At 42.2% G+C, this 19,986-nt stretch carries 13 protein-coding genes; 9 read left to right on the forward strand and 4 right to left on the reverse strand.

Annotated elements, in window-relative coordinates; genetic code table 11:
- Position 1 precedes the first annotated feature (1 nt).
- From H8B17_RS04090 to nagA, 4 genes are all read left to right on the forward strand, one after another.
- A complete protein-coding gene (locus H8B17_RS04090; RefSeq protein ID WP_190307863.1) occupies positions 2-1,429 on the forward strand; it encodes a Gfo/Idh/MocA family protein in 1,428 nt (475 codons plus the stop codon).
- A 107-nt stretch (positions 1,430-1,536) separates the two neighbouring features.
- On the forward strand, positions 1,537-2,268 hold the full coding sequence (locus H8B17_RS04095) for a glucosamine-6-phosphate deaminase (protein WP_190307864.1): 732 nt from the start codon (positions 1,537-1,539) through the stop codon (positions 2,266-2,268).
- A gap of 21 nt (positions 2,269-2,289) precedes the next feature.
- Positions 2,290-3,588, forward strand: a complete 1,299-nt coding sequence (locus tag H8B17_RS04100) for a sugar MFS transporter (RefSeq protein WP_190307865.1) — start codon at positions 2,290-2,292, stop codon at positions 3,586-3,588.
- 16 nt (positions 3,589-3,604) lie between these two features.
- Positions 3,605-4,789: an N-acetylglucosamine-6-phosphate deacetylase gene (gene nagA, locus H8B17_RS04105; protein ID WP_190307866.1), complete on the forward strand. Its 1,185-nt coding sequence runs from the start codon at positions 3,605-3,607 to the stop codon at positions 4,787-4,789.
- Here the strand turns inward: nagA and H8B17_RS04110 are convergent.
- Positions 4,777-5,799, reverse strand: a complete 1,023-nt coding sequence (locus tag H8B17_RS04110; RefSeq protein WP_190307867.1) for a LacI family DNA-binding transcriptional regulator — start codon at positions 5,797-5,799, stop codon at positions 4,777-4,779. The genes nagA and H8B17_RS04110 overlap by 13 nt on opposite strands.
- 70 nt (positions 5,800-5,869) lie before the next feature.
- On the opposite strand from H8B17_RS04110, the gene H8B17_RS04115 reads away from it, so the two are divergent.
- A complete protein-coding gene (locus H8B17_RS04115) occupies positions 5,870-7,951 on the forward strand; it encodes a transglycosylase domain-containing protein (RefSeq protein ID WP_223816357.1) in 2,082 nt (693 codons plus the stop codon).
- On the opposite strand, the gene H8B17_RS04120 is transcribed toward H8B17_RS04115, so the two are convergent.
- Together H8B17_RS04120 and H8B17_RS04125 are read right to left on the reverse strand one after the other, a co-directional pair.
- Complete coding sequence (locus H8B17_RS04120) at positions 7,952-10,828, reverse strand: PD-(D/E)XK nuclease family protein (protein WP_190307868.1); 2,877 nt, start codon at positions 10,826-10,828, stop codon at positions 7,952-7,954.
- Entirely contained in the window at positions 10,825-14,220 is a 3,396-nt protein-coding gene (locus tag H8B17_RS04125) for a UvrD-helicase domain-containing protein (protein WP_190307869.1), read from the reverse strand. Before H8B17_RS04125 ends, H8B17_RS04120 begins: the two co-directional genes overlap by 4 nt.
- 291 nt (positions 14,221-14,511) lie before the next feature.
- Between H8B17_RS04125 and H8B17_RS04130 the strand changes: the two genes are divergently transcribed.
- The 4 genes from H8B17_RS04130 (at position 14,512) to metF (ending at position 18,174) form a co-directional block, all read left to right on the forward strand.
- A complete protein-coding gene (locus H8B17_RS04130) occupies positions 14,512-15,513 on the forward strand; it encodes a hypothetical protein (RefSeq protein ID WP_190307870.1) in 1,002 nt (333 codons plus the stop codon).
- Positions 15,514-15,631: 118 nt separating this feature from the next.
- Positions 15,632-16,204, forward strand: a complete 573-nt coding sequence (locus H8B17_RS04135; RefSeq protein ID WP_190307871.1) for a 30S ribosomal protein S16 — start codon at positions 15,632-15,634, stop codon at positions 16,202-16,204.
- Positions 16,205-16,624: 420 nt separating this feature from the next.
- Positions 16,625-17,152 carry a ribosome maturation factor RimM gene (gene rimM, locus H8B17_RS04140; protein ID WP_190307872.1) on the forward strand — a complete coding sequence of 176 codons (528 nt, stop codon included), beginning with the start codon at positions 16,625-16,627 and terminating at the stop codon, positions 17,150-17,152.
- A 65-nt stretch (positions 17,153-17,217) separates the two neighbouring features.
- Positions 17,218-18,174, forward strand: coding sequence for a methylenetetrahydrofolate reductase [NAD(P)H] (gene metF, locus H8B17_RS04145; protein ID WP_190307873.1), 957 nt, complete (start codon positions 17,218-17,220; stop codon positions 18,172-18,174).
- A gap of 41 nt (positions 18,175-18,215) precedes the next feature.
- Here metF and H8B17_RS04150 read toward each other — a convergent pair whose 3' ends face one another.
- Positions 18,216-19,886: a glutamine--tRNA ligase/YqeY domain fusion protein gene (locus H8B17_RS04150; protein WP_190307874.1), complete on the reverse strand. Its 1,671-nt coding sequence runs from the start codon at positions 19,884-19,886 to the stop codon at positions 18,216-18,218.
- Positions 19,887-19,986 lie beyond the last annotated feature (100 nt).

A 19,986-nucleotide genomic window follows, 5' to 3' on the forward strand; every position in this document is an offset into this window, starting at 1 on the left:
TATGACAACAAACAGAAGATCATTCTTGAAATTGTCTGGGTTGGCTGGGATGGGCTGGCTGGCAGGCTGTAAACCTTCCAGTGAAAAGCAGGCCTCAACCGAATTGGATCATATCTTCAAGCAGGTTGAAAAATCATATCAGCCTATATTCAATATGTCGGGCTATGCTGCGCCGGCTTTGGAAACCGTCCGGCTAGGTTTTATCGGGGTTGGTAATCGGGGATCGGCGGCAGTAGCACGCATGAGCAGGATAGAGGGTGTTGCAATCCAGGGAATCTGTGACGTTAGAGAAGAGAAAGCAACAGCGGCGAAAGGGCGGATAACCTCTTCCGGACATGAAGCAAGCATCTACGCTGGAGATGAGGAAATCTGGAAAAAGATGTGTGAGCGCGAGGACATCGATCTGGTCTATATCGCCACGCATTGGGCGACGCATGCGGAGATGGCTATCTATGCGATGGAGCATGGTAAGCATGTGGCTTTGGAGATTCCAGCAGCGACAACGGTGGAGGACTGCTGGCGGCTGGTGATGACCTCGGAAAAAACAAAAAAACATTGTGTAATCCTGGAAAATTGTTGCTACGACTTTTTTGAACTGCTAACGCTGAACCTGACAAGACAGGGTTTTTTCGGCGACATTGTACACTGTGAAGGCGCTTATATACATGATATATTGGACAGTTTTTTTGACGAAGAGAAGCGTTATGATTTTTGGCGATTAAAGGAAAATGCTGCCCGTAACGGTAACCTGTATCCTACCCATGGATTGGGGCCGGTTTGCCAGATATTGAACGTAAATAGAGGCAATAAGCTGGAATATATGACATCGATGGCTTCGGCAGATTTTTCACTCCAGGCAAAAGCAAAGGAACTCGGTCGGACAGACAAGCGTTTTGAGGCGTATACCGACAAGCCGATGCGCGGAAACATGAACGTTTCCAGTATCATGACAAACAGTGGTAGCACGATTATGCTACAGCACGATGTGAGCACGCCTAGGCCCTATTCTAGGTTACATCTGATAAGCGGGACAAAGGCTTTTGCACAGAAATATCCACTGCCCGGAAAAATAGCGGTCGGTCACGACGACTTTCTGGGCAAAGCCGAAATGGAACAGTTAGAAAGCGAATATACGCCGGGAATCGTCAAGCATATTGGCGAATTGGCGAAAAGCGTCGGTGGGCACGGCGGTATGGACTTTATGATGGATTGGCGGTTGATCGATTGTCTGCGGAACGGATTGCCGGTGGATATGGATGTATATGATGCGGCAGCGTGGAGTGTCGTAGGCCCGCTCAGTGAGTGGTCGGTGGCTAACGGTTCCCAAGCTATCGCCATACCAGACTTTACGATGGGGAGGTGGAAAGGCAATAAGGTACACCAAATCCATCTGGAATCTGGTGGCAATACCAATGTTATCAAAGCTTGATCCAATGATCTAGGCTCTATTGCTATTGGCAGGGAAACCGGGTGCAATGCGTCCATTTATACAAACTATACAAATGAAAATTTAACACATATAAATATTTAATACAGATGAAAATTGAAAAGTATGCAACCCCTAGGGAATTGGGACAGGCAGCGGGAAAGTTAGGTGCGGAATGGATCAGAGACGCGATTGTGAAAAAGGGCGAAGCCAATATCATTCTGGCAACCGGGCAGAGCCAGTTTGAGACAATCGAGACGCTGGTGCAGGACAAACGTATAGACTGGTCTAAGGTGAGAATGTTCCATCTGGATGAATATATTGGTATGCCGATCACCCACAAGGCCAGTTTTAGGAAGTACCTGACAGAACGGTTCATCGACAAGGTGGGTGGAGTGAAGGAAGCGGTGCTCATCAACGGTGAAAATGACCCGGAAGAGGAACGTAAGCGTTTGGAAGAGAAAATCGGGCGACATCCGATTGACGTGGCTTTTGTGGGCATAGGGGAAAACGGCCATCTGGCGTTCAACGATCCACCGGCAGATTTTGATGTGGAAGATGCGTACCTGATTGTCAATCTTGACTTGCAGTGTCGCCAGCAACAATTGGGAGAGGGATGGTTCAACAATGTGGAGGAAGTTCCGTTGCAAGCAATTTCGATGTCGATCAAGCAGATTATGAAATCGGACCGTATTATCTGTGCTGCACCAGACAGGAGAAAAGCACAGGCGATAAAAGACTGTCTGACACTACCGGTCACCAATATGCACCCGTCAAGTATTTTGCAGGAGCATCCTGAATGTGTTTGTTTTCTCGATGAGGGATCTGCGTCATTATTGTAATCTAGCGTACTGTATTTTATCATGACGACATCAACATATGCACTGGATAAAAAGGGAACGATCATATCAATAGGGATTATTGGTATGATGTTCTTTGTTTTTGGATTTGTTTCGTGGGTTAATGCAATATTGATCCCTTATTTTAAGATAGCATGCGAACTGACCAATTTTCAGTCCTATCTGGTGGCTTTTGCCTTCTATATATCCTATCTGGTGATGTCTATGCCTTCTTCCTACTTACTGAAACGTGTGGGCTATAAAAAGGGGATCGTCATCGGGTTCTGGATCATGGCCTTGGGCGCCTTGTTGTTCATTCCCGCGGCATATGGACGTACGTATATGATTTTTTTAGCAGGGCTTTTTACATTGGGAACAGGGCTGGCAGTCCTTCAGACGGTAGCCAATCTGTATATCACCTTAATCGGCGATAAAGAACGTGCTGCCCAACGGATCAGTATGATGGGAATATGCAACAAAGGAGCAGGGATACTGGCTCCTTTGGCATTCTCCTGGGCAGTCCTGCGACCTACGGATAATGAACTGTTCAAACAGATACCCCTGATGGATGTGGTACAGCGCACCGCGGTACTGGATGAGCTGATACTCCGGGTGGTAGGGCCGTATACAGTAGTAGCTATCGTACTGTTCCTGATTGGTTTGTTGGTGAATTATTCGCCCCTCCCGGAAATAGAAAATCCGGATATAGACGATAGCCAGGAGCAGAAAAAAGGTGTGTTGCAGTTTCCGCATCTGGTATTGGGTGCAATAGCTATATTTTTGCATGTCGGTACGCAGGTTATTGCGATCGATACCGTAATTAATTATGCGGATTCGATGGGGTTATCGTTGGTAGAGGCAAAAGCACTTCCCTCGTACACGTTAACGGCCACAATCATCGGGTATTTATTAGGGATCACGCTCATACCACGGTTTATCGCCCAAAAAAGGATGCTACAGGTTTGTGCGCTGTTGGGGTTAAGCCTCTCCGTCTTGGTCTGCGTGGCCTACGGACAGGTAACCTGGTTTAACATGCACCTGGATGTATCTCTTTGGTTCCTCGTATTTATTGGCCTGCCAAATGCCCTGATATGGGCCGGTATATGGCCATTGGCCATTGCAGGTCTGGGGAAATATGCTAAATCAGGTTCGGCCCTCCTTATCATGGGGCTTTGCGGGAACGCGATATTGCCTATGGTGTACGGGGCGCTGGCAGATATACTTGATGTCAAGCAGGCCTATTGGGTGTTGGTGCCGTGTTTTCTTTATATTGTGTACTATGCCTTTTGGGGGCATCGGGTTAAATCTTGGTCGGTTAAATAATACAAAACAACAGAGAATGTCTAAGATTAAAATCGTAAATGCAAAGATAATCATGCCTGATCGTATCATGGACAACGGTATACTCTTGGTTCAGGATGGCTTGATAAGCGGTATTGGAGAAGAAGACGAGGAGGGATGGAACGGAGAGGTGTTGGATGCAGAAGGAGCATACGTTTCGCCGGGCTTTATCGATATCCATGTACACGGTGGCGGTGGCGCTGATTTTATGGACAATGATGTAGATGCATTTTTACATATCGCAGAGACGCATGCCCGGTTCGGCACGACGGGTATGTTGCCAACCACACTAACCAGCGATCAGGCATCGCTTCTGGAAACATTTAGGGTATATGAGAAAACGATTGGCATCCATCACGATGGTGCCCGTTTCTACGGATTACATTTGGAAGGTCCTTATTTTGCCATGAACCAACGTGGAGCACAAGATCCTCGGTTTATCCGAAACCCCAATCCGGCAGAATATGAACCTATCCTGAAGCATTATAAACATCTTATCGCGCGCTGGAGTGCGGCACCCGAGCTACCGGGAGCACTTGACTTTGGTCGACGAGTACAAGAAGAGGGTATATTGGTCGCATTGGCCCATACGGACGCGGTATACGAGGATATTCTTAAAGGTCTGGACTGTGGATACCGCCTTGCGACCCATCTCTATTCGGGAATGTCGGGAATGACCCGGAAGAACGCCTATCGTTATGCAGGAGCCATAGAGTCGTGCCTGTTGCTCGATGAGATAGATGTGGAAATTATTGCGGACGGCGTGCATCTTCCCGAGCCTTTTCTGAAATTGATTTGCAAGATTAAGGACAAGAATAAGATCGTGCTGATCACGGATGCGATGCGTGCTGCGGGTACGGCTGATACGGTCAGTACATTGGGAGGTAAGACACACGGACTGGATGTTATTGTAGAAGGAGGTGTTGCTAAGTTGCCAGATCGTACTTCCTTTGCAGGCAGTGTGGCAACGACAGACAGGCTCGTACGGACAATGATTGACATGGCAGGGATAAGTTTGTTGGATACTATACAAATGATAACTTTAAATCCCGCCAGAATTATTGGAATCGACCAACATACGGGTTCGATCGAAGTAGGAAAAGATGCTGACCTGGTGATTTTTGACGACAACATTCATATCAAAAAGACCATGGTAAAAGGATGCGTGGTCTATGCATCATGAGATAGCTTGACAGATTGCCGGATAACGAGCTTTCCTGGTAGCAATATATCGTGCGGCTCGTGATTTTTATTCTTAATATGTTTAATCAGAAGGCTACAACTTTGCTTGCCAATTTCAAATGCCGGTTCTTCCACAGTGGTTAAGTTAGGCTCTATCACCGTAGCAATAGGGTCATTGGTGAAACCGATTACACCAAATTCTAGTCCGACTTGAACATGGTTTGCTTTTAGTGCCTGAATGGAACCGACGGCTTTCCGGTCATTGACGGCAAAAATGGCATCGGGTTTCTCTTCTAACGATAATAACGTTAAGGTATCGCTATATCCGTCATCTTGCGAAAAACCAGAAAAAATAATGTGATCATCGTTTCGTGACAGATTGGTGGCTTCTAAAGCAGCAAGATATCCTTTCAGTCGTTCTTGTGTGAAATTTAGCTCTTTGGGTCCCGCAATATGCGCAATCTTTTTATATCCGTTGTCGATGAGATGCTTTGTGGCTAGAAAAGCACCATCAAAGTCATTTTGCATAATTCTTGAAACGCGAATATCATGGGGGACTCGATCAAAGAATACGATCGGAACACCCTCGTTTAATAATTCTTCGAAGTGATCTTGTGTATCTGAATGAGATGAGATGGAGATTAATAGTCCATCTAAGCTTGTTGCTGCAATGTTTCGAAGTAAAGTCTTTTCTCGATCTAAATCATCATTCGTGACAAAGAGTATAATGTTATATCCTTGTTTATACGCTTCGTCTTGAATGCCGGAGATCACTGTAGAAAAATAATAATTGGTAATAAATGGAATGACGACGCCGATATTTTTTGTGCTACCGGATGCCAAAGCCGCCGCATTTTTATTCGGTTTGAAATTTAGTTTCTCCGTTAATTCTAAAACTTTTTTTCTAGTCTCCGGATTAACATCATAGGCATCCCGTAAAGCTCTGGATACCGTGGAAACGGAAATATTCAGCATTTTCGCAATATCTTTGATTCCGTAGTGTTGCTTCATACGCTAAGTTAATCAAAAACAACTTACTCTTTCAGAAAAATATTCTAATTTTAAACCGAATTAGATTGGTATGAGGATATTCGAAAAGCTACCTTCGTTAACACGGAAACAAAAGAAAATCACCCTAATAACTGGCGGTATTTTCCTTTTACTGTTGATATCAGGGCTCACCATAGCGCTGTCCGTTCGTACGCGAATGCTGGATGAGGCAATGAAGAAAGTAGAAAATACCTTGCGCGAGCGTTATCATACCGATTTTAATGTACAAGAATATTCTTTTACGGGTTTGGCCACCGTTACTTTTCGGGATATTGAAGTCATACCGCAACAACGGGATACCCTTGCGAAAATTGAACGAATGGCCGTATCGGTTCGTTTATTTCCCTTGCTATTCGGAGACGTGAAAATTGGGAATTTGGCTTTACGAAATGCAGATGTAACTCTTTTAAAGCGTGATTCTATCAGTAATTATGATTTTCTATTTAGAAAACAATCTAAAGATACGACGGTTAGCGTAGAAAAGGATGTAGAAACTAATTACGCTGCTTTGATTGATGGCGTGATAAAGCAGGTTTTCTTTAAGATTCCCCGAAATATGGAGTTAGAAAATTTTCAGCTTTCTTACCAAGATGATAGTGTTCATCAACGGATTCGATTGCCTGAAGCGGTGATGGATGGTGGCGATTTCGAAACAAGCCTTTTGCTAAATGATCATGATGCGCAATGGAACTTGAGCGGGCGGGTAAACCCGGATAAACAGCAATTGCGCGTAGAAGTGTCATCTGAGGAGAAAAATGTGGAGCTCCCTTTTCTACGTCGAAAATTTGGACTAACGGTAAGTTTCGATAAGATCATGTTTGACCTCGCCCAAGTGAAACGTGTTACGAAAGATTCTTTAACACTTGCCGGTAAGTGGTCTTTCGACAATCTGCGTGTAAAACATCGTCGTCTTTCGGAGGATGAGGTTATTCTTCCGGAAGCCATCGGTGAAGGTCAACTTAATATTGGCAAAACTGCTATAGAAGTTGATCCAGCAAGTAAAATCCGGGTAAAGGAATTTGAGTTTCAACCCTATGTCAAGTTTATTCCTAAACCCGATAAGGTGGTTAGTTTGTCCGTTCATACAGGCAAGTTCGAAGCACAAAAATTATTTGACGCTATTCCGCAGGGATTATTTGAAACATTAGATGGTATTCAAGTAGAAGGAAAAATAGCGTATGATCTTGATTTTTCGGTCAACTTTGCGGAGCCGGATAGTTTGGCATTTGATTCTAAAATGGATGATCAGGAGTTGAAAATCACCAGTTGGGGAAAAGCCGATATCAGTCAATTAAATACAGCGTTTACTTATAAAGCATATGAGGATACGGTATTGATGCGGGAGATCGTTGTCGGTACGCAAAATCCAAAATTCACGCCCTTAGGTCAAGTGGCCTCTATTTTAAAGAAAACGGTATTGAATACCGAAGATCCGTACTTTTATCAACATAAGGGCTTTGAGGAAGAAGCGTTTAAACTTTCTATCGCAACAAATATCAAAGAACGTGCCTTTAAGCGTGGAGCAAGTACCATCTCCATGCAATTGGTGAAAAACGTTTTCCTGAACCGGAATAAAACCCTGATGCGGAAATTCGAGGAAATCCTCCTCGTCTGGCTAATGGAGGGTTCTGGACAGGTTAGTAAGGATCGGATGTTTGAAGTTTATCTCAACGTTATTGAATGGGGAAAAAATGTGTACGGTATTCAGGAAGCATCTTCGTACTATTTTGGAAAAACACCTGCTCAATTGAATATTGGAGAAAGCTTATACCTCTCTAGTATTATACCACGTCCTAAAACGGGTCTTTCGTCGTTTGATTATACCGGACATTTGAAACCTTGGGTACAACGGCATTTCAACACCTACGGCTATATCATGAATAAACTTGGCCAATTGCAGGATGAACATGTACCGGAAACCTACGGCTTTTACGGGGTTGTTCTGGAGCCCGGGTTACGCCCACCAAGGCCAAAGGGGTTGATAGATACCGCTTTTAGAGAGATAGATCCGGAACAGGAGGCTATCATGCAAGAGATGGAAAGAGATGAAGCACGACGTAAAAGCTTATTGGAAAAACTATTTGGCAAAGAGGACGTGGAGCGTGAAGAATAATTACTCCTCCACACCTTCCACGGCATTCCGATAAAACAGAGTATAAGGATCCGATGGGTAGACTGTGCTTTCGGGCGAATGCTTAAATGGAATATTGGGATTAAAAATTTCTTCCAATGTGGCTCGAAGAAAAGTCGCGAAATCTTCTTTAACGGTATGCAATGTTTCTCCCTCCAATGTTGTATTGCCTTTGCAGAATAATGTTCCCTCGTCGCGCATCCGGCGGGCAACGTATAGATGAGGTTCTAATTGCTTACGACCTGTTACTTGTTCAAATACATAGGTGTAAAACAAGGTCTGTACCAACGCTTTGTTTTCCGTATGAGATGCAAACACTTTTTCTAGGTTTTTAAATTCGACACTATCACTTCCCGTTTTGTAATCTACAATACGCGTTCTCACCTGGTTTTCATGATCAATCACTTCATCTATCCTGTCAATAATACCAAACAAGCGGACCGTTTCTTCTTTCCCGTTGATGATTATCGGAAAGTCAAACGTGTAGTCTTCCGTGTTTTCCAATTCGATGATACGAAAAGCTTTATAATGTTCGATGTCGTATTGCAAATATACGTTGATGTATGCCGAAGCGATCTTGTACATAATACGTTGCATGCTGTTTAGTGCATCAACGGATGCTATCGCGGTATGATATTGTATTCCGATCTCCTGAACAACGAGTTGGTCAATCTCCTGTAGGTTATTCCGCAACACTTTTGTGTCCGTGAAATCGGCTAATCCCTTGTATGGTTTCAATATCGTTTCCATTACGTTGTGGATAACGGTACCCAACCTATTCATCTCGAATTCTTGCGAAATGGTGGGAGGTTCTTTTATTTCGGCAATATGCTTTAAAAAAAACTGTAGTGGCGATTGTAGATACGTGGTCAGCGCTGTCGCGGCCAGTCTTTTCTTCTCTACGATAAACATATTCCACATTTGATGCCATATATCCCCTTCTTTTGGTATGACAAGTTCTTTACTCTTTTCAGGAAAACGGATGGGTTGCTGCTGCGTGTGGACAACAAAGTGAAAATTGCTTTCGAACTGTAATTGCTTGATAAAACGGCTTTCTTCCCCGGTACTATGCTCGTCCACTAAGCTATTGTAGAATACATGGAGGCCAGTGCTATATTGAAAATGACGATAGAACAGGTAAGCGGAAAGAGCATCTTGGTTTTCCAATACGGGAAGGCCGTACGCTTGTCGCAAGCTATTGGGTAGAAATGTAGGCGAACTGGAGGTCTTCGGCAAGACACCTTCGTTCGCCCCGAGAATATACACCTGATCGAAATTCAAACAGCGACTCTCCAATAACCCCATGATTTGTAAACCACGTAATGGATCTCCTTCGATGGCGGAATTAATGGGCGTTATAGCCTTTCGAATTAATCCAATTTGGAAAGAGATGGAAGTTGGGGCGATTTTTTCTATCCCCCGTTTTAGTTGATTCAGGATTTTTTTTGTTTCAATAAGGAGCGTGCTATCAATCTGGCTGATGCGGTTGTGTGCTGCTATAGAAACCAGCAGACCGTCTAGTAAATGTATACAGGTGGGGATAAGTGCCAACGGGCTAGTTAATGGTTTGAAAAACGGCGGAAATACACTACTCGCGATGGTTATCCTATCGATATCCACTTCAAACAGTTGTTTATCTGTTATGTCCTTCAGCAGGCTTTCTCTTTCCGTGGAAGAAACACGCGTTAGCGGGTGGTTCATGAAAGTTTCTACATATTGAAAAGGAATTTTAAGCCTGTGGTGGTGCGAAATTTCTTCTTGTACGTCCATCCAAAGATTCAGAAGCCCATATATTGGAGACTGGGTAAGCGGATAACCTGTCGTGATATTGGGTTTTACGTCCGGTAAACTTTGTAGTAAAGGGACGAGTAGATTTTCGTCTGCGAGTAAAATAGCGGCGCTTTGATCGGATGATTCACAAGCTTTTAATACATCGTGTAAAATCTTCGTTTGGCTGTTTTTGCCGGTACAGGCATACAGTTGTATAGCCGTGTTTCGATTGCCCAGTATATTGGGGCTTTCACCTAGGGCATTTACCAGACCGTAGGTTTTGATGTTACGGCGGATAAATAGACCGGCTTCTTGCTGTGCATCGTCCATATAGTAGGCATCGGTATCGAAATAGAAAAGCGCACGCTTTTCTTCTTGCCACTTTTGGAATAAATGTACTTCTGCTTTATTGAGGGCGTTAAAACCAACGAATATTATTTTTTTATAACGTTGTGTAAAGTTAGGGACGGCAACATTCCCCTCTACTAAACTACGATATAGCGTAGGGTAATTTAATTGATTTTCCTGTGCTAATTTTTGTTTGAAAGCACGATATAACTTAGGAAGCCGCTTCCATAGTTTAAGGAACCGTTGTTGCAGAACGCTGTGGCCGGCAACACTGAACGATTGCCAAAACTGACGGATGAAGTGCTGCTGTTCGACGGTAAAATGTTGAAAGGTAATGTCAATCTTGGTGGTATCGTATAGCTCCATGTAGATATGGTCGATATCTACGAGCTCATAGTCCAATTGGCCGAAATCGCTCAAGATAATTTCCGCTATTGGATAAAACTCTTCTAGTGTTTCCGGTTCGGAACCTTCGGCAGCCAACAGTTCGTTGTGCAGTTGGAAAAGATAAAAGAATTGACTGAGTTGTGACGCTTCCGTGGCGTCAGAAGCCTGTTTGAAAAATTCTTGAATGGTGAAAAACTGTGGAGACCATATTGCTTTACCATATACGTCCGCCAAGTGTTTCTTTAAATAAGTAATGGGGCGCTTATTGTTGAATATAATGGCGATATCTGCTAGTTCCTGTCCGAAGCGTTGGTGAATATCTTCGGCTACAATATGTAAGAAAGGTTTGTTCATTTTACTTCAACTAATTCGTTAATCTTGGCGTAATAAAGATACCCCCTTATATTGGTGTATCCGAGATTATGCAATGCTTTTTTATAACTATCCACCTGCCATTGATGGTCGGCGTAATCGCCTTTCGTAAATTTGAAGTCGAGTACAATCGTCTCTTGATCACTTGTAAATACCTTGTCTGGCCGAATCGTTTCCCCATTTCCCAGGATAATGCCCGCTTCGTTCCATACCTTATAGTTGCCTGTTAACCATGGATTGATTATAGGATGATGCCATATCTGGTGAATTTCTTGTAGGATAAAAGGACGATCTTCTGGCGTCAGTATTCCATTTTCGATGTAATTGTCTACCAGCTCGACTATTTCTTGCTCGCTGGTAACCTCCGACATGATCTCGTGCGCAAGAATACCATATTGGGCAGCTTTCTCCAACATTAAGATGTTATTCAGGTTCCGTTTGTTGGATTTATCGAAAGCGTTTTGCAATTCGGACGAGACAGGATAGGATGACAAACTGATGTTGCGATACGTTACTTTTGCCTCCGTGGATACTTCTTGGTCATTTTGATTGGAAAGCTGTTCATCGGGTATTTTGGGAACGGGGTGGTCTGCAAAAAGATGATTCTCGTGGAACGGAAACGGTGCGTTTTTATCGGATAACACCTGATAAAGTAAGTCGCCGATATATTCGTTTTTTATATCCAATCCGGATATCTCACCTGTTTTCTTATCAACATTTTCCTTGAACGATGGCGCTGATATATACAAATGCTGTACGGTTCTGGTTGTGGCCACATAAAACGTGTTTAATGCGTCCATATAGTTAAATAACATTTCTTCAAAATACTGTCGGTAGAAAATCGACTTGCCTATGGTGCTATTGTATTTTATGGGTATTTTACCTAACGCTTGAAACGGAGACTCGCCGGTATCAATCCAAAAATCACCGTTCGTCATGCCGTCCAGATCCCAAGAGCAAAAAGGGAGCATAACAACATCATACGCTAAACCTTTTGATTTGTGTATAGTAGTCACCTCAATGGCATCGATTTTTCCGTTTGCCGGCAGGGAGGTGTTGCTACCATCTTCTTCCCAATATTGTAAAAATTGTGTGATACCGCGCTCTCCCATGATCGAAAAATTGGAAACGATATCCTTGAACGCCAATATATACGGGGTATGTATACTGTCGGTTTCATGAAGGCCGTATATCTCGATCAGTTGTTCAACGAGATGTATAAGAGGCGCTTGTTGCAATTTTGTCCATTGCGCCGGCAAGTCGGGCGGTAGGATGGCTTCGATTTCGTGGAGATTATTGTTTTTGAACTTCAGCCAATATGCAGGATCAAATGTTTGTTGCTTCCTGACAATTTGGTAAAGGTAAGCCATTTTTGCTCGGTGGATGACGTGTTTGTCCGTCGTGTAGACTAATGCTTTAAGTGTTTCTATGAGCAATAAAATGACATCATTAGCGGATAGGTATAATACGTCGCCCGAGATAATGTCAAAATGAAGCCCCGTATTGTTCTTATGCAGCATTAATGTTTCAATAACTTGACGCGCTTGCGTATTGCTCCTGACCAATATGCCGATTTGCTTTGCCTCGTATCGTCCCGAAGAAATCCAAGCCTGGATTTTATGACAGAGAAGCGCTAGAGAATCTTCCATAACCTGATTTCTTCGGTAGCGCCCGTCCTGCACAGGCAGATATTGAATTTCTATAGAACCGACCTTACTTCGATTATCGTAACGGTGAGGAGGCGTTTGTTGCGTACTGTTTTGATAGGCTTTGGTTAGCATCTCGGCATTGCCGGAACTAGCCCACCAATGTTGTCCCTCCTCATCCAAACATTCCACTACTTTTTCATTGAGGACATTCTGTAGCCTTTGTGGAATAGTACCGAACAAATAGTTGTTTAGTGCAATGATATTGGGGTAGCTCCGGAAATTTGTTTCCAAGGATCCGTTTTCAATAAAACTGGAGCGTTGCTGTTCGGATAGATGAAAAGCTTGGGCGATTTGGTCTTCTACCTGTTGCAATAAGATACGCCAGTCGCCGTTACGCCAGCGGTAGATGCTCTGTTTTACGTCGCCAACGATAAGGTGTTCGTTGATTTTCTGCTTGGCATTTCCCAGTGCGTTGATGAGTAACGGGCTGTAATTTTTCCATTGAATACGTGATGTATCCTGAAACTCATCAAATAGGAAATAATTATAGCGATTACCAATTTTTTCCCAAATGAACGTGGGATCGTTTTGCTCGTCTAGTCCAAGCCGATTGAGCAAAATCTGGGCATCCGAAATGAGCTGTGCACCGTTTACTTTTCGCCATTGGCTTAATAAATCGCTCATCTCTTTAAGTAACCTGAGGTAATACAGGTTGTTTTGCACAGACTGGTAAGCAATGAAAGTTGGAAATAACCTGTATAAATCAGCAAATTGTTGAAGAATGGGCCGCAATGCCTGTTGGATGTCATACCGTATACTTTTATCTGTGTTGGTATAGGCATCTTCGTCGTCAAGCAACGGGAGAAAACGGTCAAAGTACTTTTGAAGTTCTGAAGGCGATTTTTTATGAATATTATCACTGACTTTGCTGGCTGCGATAAGTTTATTCCGAGATTTCCCTTTCAGTTCATCGGCTATAACATCAAACGAACGGAAGATCGTTGTATATGTCTTGATAGTCTGGCTTAGGGTATCCAGGAAAGATGTTGTTTTCTCTTGGATATCTTGGTTTAGCAGCGTAAACACATCACGCGCTTTGGCGGATGCTAAATAAGCATTAAACTCCTGGAAGTTCTCTGTGAAAATTAAATTAGCAAGATTAAGAAGCTGTTGCCTGTAGTTCCAGTTTTCATTGCGCGCTATTTTTTGTTCCGCATACTCGATAATCCATTCGAGCAAATCGGGTCGTTCGTCTAGAGATTGATTGAGCATGACGGATAAATCCTGTTTTACTTTAGCCGTATTCATCTCTATTTTATACGCGGCATCCAGATTGAGCTCATACGTAAAACTGCGAATAACCTTTTGTGAAAAACCGTCTATCGTACTTACGCTAAAGCGGCTGTAATCATGTAAGACTTTACGGTAGACGCGATAGGCTTTTTGTTGCAATTGCGAGGCATCCCATTCTGGAAATTGTTCGAGTAGGAGTTGCCTAAAGTCCTCCATTTTTTTTCTTTTATCCGCGGTCGCTAATCCTTGCAGAACGCTAAGTATGCGTTCCTTCATTTCTGCTGTAGCCTTGTTGGTAAACGTTACGGCTAGAATCTCCCGATAGCTGTTTTCGTTGGATAGTAACAGGGTCAGGTAATGGAGCGTGAGGCTGAACGTCTTCCCCGAACCGGCCGAGGCTTTCAATATTTTTAAAGGAGCAACAGTGTTCATATTACAAAGTAAGAAGTAAAAATGAAAAAGGCAAAAAAGTACTGTTGAAGAAAAATGCTTAACATTGTCTCATGAAGATTCTATTGATTATAAACAGTATTATTTTTATCTTTTCTCTTTACGTTTTATTTAAAGAAATAAATGTATATGTCATTTTATTATTGGTTTCGACGATATTGAATTTCCTGTATTTCTTTTTTGTTAGTAAGAAAAAATAATGAAATGTAGTGATCAACAGCTTGTTTTTCATATATTTGTGTATTGTTGTGTAACTACTGATTAATTAAAATTATGAAAAGATTACTCTATATACTTTTGGTTTGGGGGCTTTTTGCATCCTGCAAATCAGATGATATGGAAGACCTTTTATCGGATAGGATTTCAAGCATAGAAATAAGTGCTGTCACGGCTACTGGAGGATATGGTTCATCTGCAACTGGTGCGACCTATAGATTTGAATACGATGCCATGGACCGTTTAAAAAAGGTCAACGATAAAGAGTTTTATTATGGAACTAACGGGCGTGTCGAATTCTCTAGAATAGAGCGAAAGGCTAAAGATGAATATAGAGATGAAGAATATGTCGAGCACTTAAGTTATCATTGGGATGCACAGGGAAGGCTGAAAGAAGTATATGTAGATTTGTTATACCAAAAATATAATTATACCTCGGAATATCCCGTTTGGGAACAGGATAAGGAGAGTAAAGAGGAAAATGAACTGTTAGCGACGTTTAGCTATGAGGGGGCGAATCGTAAGCCTTCCACCATTCGTTATCGTAAAATGAGTTTCGATCTGCCATCTCCATATGTTACTTTAGGAAAGGAAGAAGAAGTGCGCTATTTATACGACGACGACGATAATGTTATATCCATTCAGCTTGATGGATATCTAAAGCACGCTCAGCTTGGAACAGATCCGCTAATAAGCCTGGTTCCGTACAAAAAAGCAGTTTCCAATACCTATTTAGGAAATCCACATTATTTAACTAAAATTTATGCTCAATTAGGCTTCCACCCCTATGACCTAGCTGAAGTAATAAGTGCTAATAGTATTGCTAGAAGCCAGGCTGATGCTGAAATAGAAGGGGATGAAGATATTAATTGGACACTACCTGAAGGAGAGGATATTAATTGGACAGATTGGGGTATAGATAGTAATACAGATAACCTACCTTTCTTATTCGATGGAAAAACAACATATAGTTATCGTTTCAATGCATTAGAATTACCTACTGAAATCGTTGGTGAAGGCAACCGCCGAAAGGAGCTTATAGTAATCACTTACGAATAGTCTTTAATCCAGTTAATAGTCGTATTTAATTTTTCCTTTTTATTTTTTAATTACTATCTTTGCGTCCCCTCTTGCGCGAAGCACGGGGGATATGTTGAATACATAAACAAATAAAAAAATGGCAACTAAAATCAGATTGCAAAGACAGGGTAAAAAAGGAAAACCTTTTTACCACGTAGTAGTAGCAGATTCACGTGCTCCACGTGATGGTAAATTCATCGAGCGTTTAGGCTCTTACAACCCAAACACAAACCCAGCGACTATCGTTTTGGATTTCGACAGAGCTTTGTACTGGATGAACGTAGGTGCACAACCTACCGACACCGCTCGTGCTATCCTTTCTTATAAAGGTGTTTTGTACAAAAAGCACTTAGAAGGTGGTGTGAAGAAAGGCGCTTTTGACGAGGCCCAATTAGAAGAGAAATTCGCTAAATGGTTGGAAGAAAAAGATGCTAAGATTGAAGGTAAGAAGACAGGTTTAGTTCAATCGAAAGAAGAAGCTAAAAAAGCTGCTTTGGAGGCAGAGGTAAAGAAAAATGCTGAAAAAGCTGCTGCTCTTGCGGCAAAAAATGCACCAGCTGAGGAAGAGACTGAAGCGACAGAAGAAGAGGTGGAGGCGGAAGCCCCTGCTGAAGAAACTCCTGAAGCAACGGCAGAAGATGCTGCAAACACAGAAGAAACTGAAGGGTAAATCTTATTCATACAGATTCAAGAAAGCCGAGTTTATGAAAATTCGGCTTTTTTAATACCTTTTTTATGTTCTTTTTTTAGAAAAAAGAACGAAAAAATCGTCGCTTCGGAGATTTGAGATAGTGCTAAGGATGAGTTTCTACAGACCTCAAATCTCCGGATGCGACCTCAAAGTTTAAGGGAGGTCTAGTGCATATGCGTAAATGACCGTGATCATTGATGGATTGCAGTTACACGTATTAAAACTGCCTCGCGTTGTTCCGCGGGCAGCTTTATGCAGAATATTCCGTTAAAAACAGAATGTTGTTTGAGCGCAGCGAGTTTCATTCTGTTTAGGAATAGTCAAGTAAAGGTAGCGGAACCATGCAAGCCTTGATTTTTTGTTTCTTTTTCATCAAGGAAAAAGAAAAAGATTACTATTATGAACATCAACGACGCTTTTTATATTGGTTACATCACAAAAACACGTGGATTAAAAGGTGAATTACAACTTTATTTTGAATTCGCCGATTATACGGAGTTAGACTTAAATGTTCTCTTTCTGGAGATAAACAAAAAGTTGATACCTTATTTTGTAGATAGTATAAAATTACAGAACAACAGCACGGCGTACTTAAATCTGGGAGACATAGATCATGTCGATAAAGCGAAAGAACTTATAAGGAAAAAGGTCTATCTATCTAAGGATAAAATGCCCGAAAGAGATCCCGACGATTTTCGCTATACCGATTTTGTCGGATATCTTGTCGTGGATGAAGAGGAAGGGGAGGTTGGTGAAATAATCGAAGTGCAAGAGTTTCCGCAGCAATTTATTGCTACCGTTGATTTTGATGGGAAGGAGTTGATGTTTCCGTTAAGTGAAGATCTTATTTTGGGAATTGATGTAGAAGAGCAGGTTCTAGAAGTAGCGTTACCAGAAGGCTTAATTGATCTATACCGGGAATCGTAATCAAAAGTAAATTTCATTTTAATAACTCCGCTAACTTCCATATCTTTCGTAACTTTTAGATAAAAATGAAGATTGTAGACCATATAAAGAACGCAAACGGAAAGACCTTGTTTTCATTCGAATTACTACCGCCGGCAAAAGGGCAGGGTATCGAGAGTATTTTTAAAACAATGGATGAGTTGATGGAGTTTAACCCTCCATTTATTGATGTCACTTATCACCGGGAAGACTACCTCTATAAACAGCATGCCAGCGGACTTCTAGAACGTGTGGCGTATCGCAAGCGACCTGGTACGGTTGCTATCTGTGCAGCCATTATGAATAAATATAAGGTGGACGCTGTGCCTCATTTAATTTGTGGTGGATTTACAAAGGAGGAAACAGAGAATGCGCTGATCGACTTAAATTTTTTGGGTATTGATAATGTGCTGGTACTTCGTGGCGATGCGAGAAAAGGTGATCCTGATTTCGTTCCGACGCCAGGAGGACATGCTTATGCCACGGACTTGTTGCAGCAAGTTGTTGATATGAATAGTGGCAAATATCTGCATGAAGATATTGAAAGCTCCGCAAAAACAGATTTTTGCATTGGCGTAGCAGGTTATCCGGAGAAACATTTTGAGTCGCCTAATTTCAATACCGATTTTAAATGGTTGAAGAAAAAAGTAGAAATGGGTGCAGAATTTATCGTAACGCAGATGTTTTTCAATGTCGAGAAGTATAAGGAATTTGTTACCAAATGTAGGGATAACGGTATTCATGTGCCTATTATTCCAGGCCTCAAGCCCATGACGACCAAAAGACAATTGATTACATTGCCTAAGATTTTCCATTTGGATATTCCTGAGGAATTAAGTGAAGCGGTAGAGCATTGTAAAACTAATGCAGATGTACGTCAGGTAGGGGAGGAGTGGCTCGTAGAGCAATGTAAGGAGTTAATCAAGTTCGGTGCTCCGGTACTACATTTCTATACGATGAGTAACCCTGGGCCAACGAAGAAAATTGTGCAACGATTGGTGTAAATATAAATTATAAAAAAGAGGCGAACGCCTCTTTTTTGTGATTATCCTTTCTTAACTTCTTTTGCCCAGCTATCTTTCAAAGTCACCGTACGGTTGAATACCAAATGAGCTTCCGTCGATTTGCTATCTAGGGTAAAATAGCCTAATCTGATAAACTGATAACCTTTACCAGTCTCTGCTGTTGCCAAATCGGGTTCTATATAAGCTTTATTGATAATTTGCAAACTATTCGGATTGATAGATGCTTTGAAGTCTTCTGTAGAAGCTGGATTTTCTTCATTAAACAAGCGATCATACAATCTAACTTCGGCTTCTTTGGCATGCGCTGCTGATACCCAATGGATCGTCCCTTTTACTTTTAGCCCAGAAGTGTCTTCTCCTGATTTGGAATCAGGCACATATGTACAATGTACTTCCGTTATATTACCGTCTTCATCTTTTATAAAATCGTGGCATTGCACGATGTAGGCATGCTTTAGGCGTACGGAAAGTCCAGGGCCCAACCGGAAAAATTTCTTCGGAGGTTCTTCCATAAAATCGTCCCGTTCTATCCAAAGCTCTTTAGAAAACGGAATACTACGTGAACCTTCGCCTCCTTCTACTTCTGGATTATTTTCACCGATCAGCTCTTCCGTTTGCCCGTCTGGATAATTCGTAATAACGAGTTTAATCGGATTAAGTACGGCCATCCGTCGCCAAGCGGTAGCATTAAGATCTTCTCGGATACAGAACTCCAATAAGCCGACGTCAATCATATTCTCTCGCTTTTGGACGCCTATACGCTCACAGAAGTTACGTATAGATGCTGGCGTATAGCCACGTCGTCTTAAGCCCGAAATAGTTGGCATACGCGGGTCGTCCCAACTTTCTACGTATTTCTCGTTGACCAATTGCAATAATTTACGCTTACTCATGACCGTATAGGTCATGTTCAAACGTGCAAATTCATATTGTTTAGATGGGAATATTTCCAGTTTCTCAATAAGCCAATCATATAACGGACGGTGTGGAATGAACTCTAATGTGCAAATAGAATGTGTAATTTTTTCAATGGAATCGGATTGACCATGGGCAAAATCATACATAGGATAAATACACCATTTGTCGCCCGTGCGGTGGTGGTGAGCGTGCTTTATACGATATAACAGTGGGTCACGTAGATGCATGTTTGGGCTTGCCAAATCAATTTTCACGCGGAGTACCTTTTCGCCATCTTTATATTTACCATCGCGCATTTCTTGAAAAAGCTTCAAGTTTTCTTCGATGCTGCGGTCACGATAGGGCGTGGGTACGCCAGGCTCCGTCGGTGTTCCTTTGGACGCAGCGATTTGCTCGGATGTACTATCGTCTACATAAGCTAGCCCCTTGTTGATTAAATCAATGGCAAAGGTGTACAAGGTTTCAAAGTAATCAGAAGTGTATAACTCTTCAGCCCATTGAAAGCCTAACCACTGAATATCCTGTTTGATGCTATCCACGTATTCCGTTTCTTCCGTTACGGGATTGGTGTCGTCAAAACGTAGGTTGGTTTTCCCATTGTACCTTTGAGCAAGTCCAAAGTTAAGGCAAATCGATTTTGCATGACCGATATGGAGATAACCATTTGGCTCAGGCGGAAAGCGTGTTAAAACACGTCCGTCATGTGTACCTTTGCGGAGATCCTCTTCGATAATCTCCTCGATAAAATTCAGTGGCTTTTCTTCGTTTAACATAACTACAAAGTTAGCTTTTTCTTCTTTCTTTTTCTCCGCGAAAAAGAAACAAAAAGCTCGTCGCTGGGAATCTTTGCATAATAGGGAGTGCAAAAGGCAA

Origin of the sequence: Sphingobacterium arenae (assembly GCF_014692505.1) — a bacterium.
GTDB lineage: Bacteria > Bacteroidota > Bacteroidia > Sphingobacteriales > Sphingobacteriaceae > Sphingobacterium > Sphingobacterium arenae.

Excerpts from the sequence above, each read along its gene's own strand:
- H8B17_RS04090 (WP_190307863.1), top strand. The coding sequence starts at position 2 with ATGACAACAAACAGAAGATCATTCTTGAAATTGTCTGGGTTGGCTGGG.
- H8B17_RS04095 (WP_190307864.1), top strand. The coding sequence starts at position 1,537 with ATGAAAATTGAAAAGTATGCAACCCCTAGGGAATTGGGACAGGCAGCG.
- H8B17_RS04100 (WP_190307865.1), top strand. The coding sequence starts at position 2,290 with ATGACGACATCAACATATGCACTGGATAAAAAGGGAACGATCATATCA.
- nagA (WP_190307866.1), top strand. The coding sequence starts at position 3,605 with ATGTCTAAGATTAAAATCGTAAATGCAAAGATAATCATGCCTGATCGT.
- H8B17_RS04110 (WP_190307867.1), bottom strand. The coding sequence starts at position 5,799 with ATGAAGCAACACTACGGAATCAAAGATATTGCGAAAATGCTGAATATT.
- H8B17_RS04115 (WP_223816357.1), top strand. The coding sequence starts at position 5,870 with ATGAGGATATTCGAAAAGCTACCTTCGTTAACACGGAAACAAAAGAAA.
- H8B17_RS04120 (WP_190307868.1), bottom strand. The coding sequence starts at position 10,828 with ATGAACAAACCTTTCTTACATATTGTAGCCGAAGATATTCACCAACGC.
- H8B17_RS04125 (WP_190307869.1), bottom strand. The coding sequence starts at position 14,220 with ATGAACACTGTTGCTCCTTTAAAAATATTGAAAGCCTCGGCCGGTTCG.
- H8B17_RS04130 (WP_190307870.1), top strand. The coding sequence starts at position 14,512 with ATGAAAAGATTACTCTATATACTTTTGGTTTGGGGGCTTTTTGCATCC.
- H8B17_RS04135 (WP_190307871.1), top strand. The coding sequence starts at position 15,632 with ATGGCAACTAAAATCAGATTGCAAAGACAGGGTAAAAAAGGAAAACCT.
- rimM (WP_190307872.1), top strand. The coding sequence starts at position 16,625 with ATGAACATCAACGACGCTTTTTATATTGGTTACATCACAAAAACACGT.
- metF (WP_190307873.1), top strand. The coding sequence starts at position 17,218 with ATGAAGATTGTAGACCATATAAAGAACGCAAACGGAAAGACCTTGTTT.
- H8B17_RS04150 (WP_190307874.1), bottom strand. The coding sequence starts at position 19,886 with ATGTTAAACGAAGAAAAGCCACTGAATTTTATCGAGGAGATTATCGAA.